General features: G+C 42.7%; 3 protein-coding genes. 1 reads left to right on the top strand and 2 read right to left on the bottom strand.

The genetic code is table 11. The features are described 5' to 3' along the window. The first annotated feature begins 8 nt into the window (after positions 1–8). Positions 9–656, top strand: a complete 648-nt coding sequence (gene deoC / locus ACYVTD_RS11995; protein WP_461247993.1) for a deoxyribose-phosphate aldolase — start codon at positions 9–11, stop codon at positions 654–656. A gap of 3 nt (positions 657–659) precedes the next feature. Here deoC and ACYVTD_RS11990 read toward each other — a convergent pair whose 3' ends face one another. Both ACYVTD_RS11990 and ACYVTD_RS11985 read right to left on the bottom strand, forming a co-directional pair. Then, positions 660–1,442 (bottom strand): TIGR00282 family metallophosphoesterase, encoded by a 783-nt coding sequence (locus ACYVTD_RS11990; RefSeq protein ID WP_461247992.1) that lies wholly within the window; start codon positions 1,440–1,442, stop codon positions 660–662. 6 nt (positions 1,443–1,448) lie between these two features. Next, entirely contained in the window at positions 1,449–2,012 is a 564-nt protein-coding gene (locus ACYVTD_RS11985) for a tetratricopeptide repeat protein (protein WP_461247991.1), read from the bottom strand. Positions 2,013–2,048 lie beyond the last annotated feature (36 nt).

The following is a 2,048-nucleotide window of genomic DNA, read 5'->3' as shown; positions in this document are numbered from 1 at the left end:
TCGGCGAAATCTTAAAGCGAATAGATCATACGCTGTTAAAAATGACCGCCTCATGGGAAGAAATTAAAACTCTCTGCAATGAGGCGGTTAAGTTTAAAACCGCGTCTGTTTGCGTGCCGCCTTCTTATGTAAAATCTATTCACAATGAATTTAAAAGTTTAAATATCTGCACAGTCATCGGTTTTCCGTTGGGCTATTCAATAACCGCCGCAAAAGTTCTGGAAGCGGAACGCGCCATTTTAAGCGGCGCAAATGAAATTGACATGGTAATTAATGTAGGCGACGTAAAAAACGGCAGTTTTGATTTTGTACTGGAAGAAATAAGGCTGATTAAAAAAACTTGCGGCGAAAAAATATTAAAAGTGATTATAGAGACCTGCTACTTAACCGAAGACGAAAAAATACGTCTTTGTAAAATTGTTACGGAAGCCGGAGCCGACTTTATCAAAACTTCTACAGGTTTTGGAACAGCCGGCGCGACATTGGCTGACGTAGAGCTTTTTAAAAAGCATATCGGCGCTGGAGTGAAGATAAAAGCCGCAGGCGGCGTAAAAACACGCGAAGATTTGGAAGCGTTTATTAACGCCGGAGCGGAGCGGATTGGAACAAGCTCGGCGGTTAAACTTTTAGCCGGTGGAGCGGCGGCTGGCTACTGATTCTTATTCTGTAGCAACACGAACCCGCTCAATAGAACGTGCTTTACCGTCTTTGTCTATCTCCAGATACACGCCCTGCAATTCAGGAGAGTCCCATGCTTCTTTTGTCCAATTGGGGATGCCTGTAAGGTATTCGTTTATGCGCGAATTTATTTCACAGCCGCCGACAGATTGTTGACTTCCCGTTCTGCCGGCGTCGCTTATAAACGCTGTTCCTTTGGGCATGATGGTTTCGTCCGCAGTTTGAACTCTGGTGTGCGAACCTATTACGGCAGAACAAAGACCGTCGGCGGCATAAAAAAAAGTCTTTTTTTCAGCGCTTGCCTGAGCGTGAAAATCCACTATGACATAGGGCGTTTGTTTTCTGAGACGTTCAAGAGTTTCGGGAATGGCGGTGAAGGGGCTATTCGCATGAATGCGACCGAACCCGTTCTGCCCGATAAAGACAGCCACGGCTACCTTTCCTTTTTCCGTATTAAAAATTTTTGTGCCTATTCCCGGAGCGTCGGCATTAAGATTTTCAGGGCGCAATACATAAGGGCTTTTTTCAAGGTTTTCAGTTAAATCTTTTTTATAAAAACAACATTCGCCAAGCGTTATGACATTTGCGCCCAGTTTGTGGAGGTAAACAGCATGGCTTCTGCCAAGCCCGTTCCCGCCCGTAGCTCCGTCGGCGCATACAATCAAAAAATCCCAAGGATAAGTTTTTTTTAATTCGTTTAAAGCGTTTTTAAAAGTATATACCCCCGCCTTACCGACAAGTTCAGCCACATAGAGTATTTTCATTTTATGTTATGCCTGATTAGTAATATCTAAATTTGATATAACACGTTCAAATTCAGCCGCCGCGCGGTAATCGCCCAACTCCCTGCAAGTATCGCGTAGATTTATTAACGCGTCCTTATTTTGAGGGAAAAGGCTTACCGATTTTTCAAAACAATTGCGGGCTTCTTCAAAATTATTTATGTTAAAATACAAAACGCCCAAGTTATTCCATATTTTTGGGTCGTTGTCATCGGACGACAGAGCTGTGTGATAGCAGTTTTCCGCAAGGGCAAATTCGTTCAACTCGTAATAAATTAACCCCATGGAATTCCACGCTTCTGAAATATCGCTGTCAATTGTTACCGAATGCATAAAACTTTCAATAGCCTGCGAATATTCGCCTGTTTTCTGCTGGGCAATGCCTAAATTCAGCCATAATAAGGGGTTTTCGGGCTCTAAAATTAAAGCCTCGCGGAATAAGGGGATAGCCTCAAAAGGCTTATTTGCCTCGGTTAAGGCGACGGCGGAATTATTAAGCGTGGCGGCATTTTCCATTATATTAATAATACCGCAAAAAAGTGGAATTAACAATATTTTTCTCTTTTATTTTTTTTTTGTGTATTGTAT

It is taken from the genome of Treponema sp. R6D11 (assembly GCF_054786075.1).
The sequence above is the reverse complement of the archived record's forward strand: the minus strand, read 5'-3'. Positions and strand labels throughout refer to the sequence as shown.

Excerpts from the sequence above, each read along its gene's own strand:
- ACYVTD_RS11990 (WP_461247992.1), bottom strand. The coding sequence starts at position 1,442 with ATGAAAATACTCTATGTGGCTGAACTTGTCGGTAAGGCGGGGGTATAT.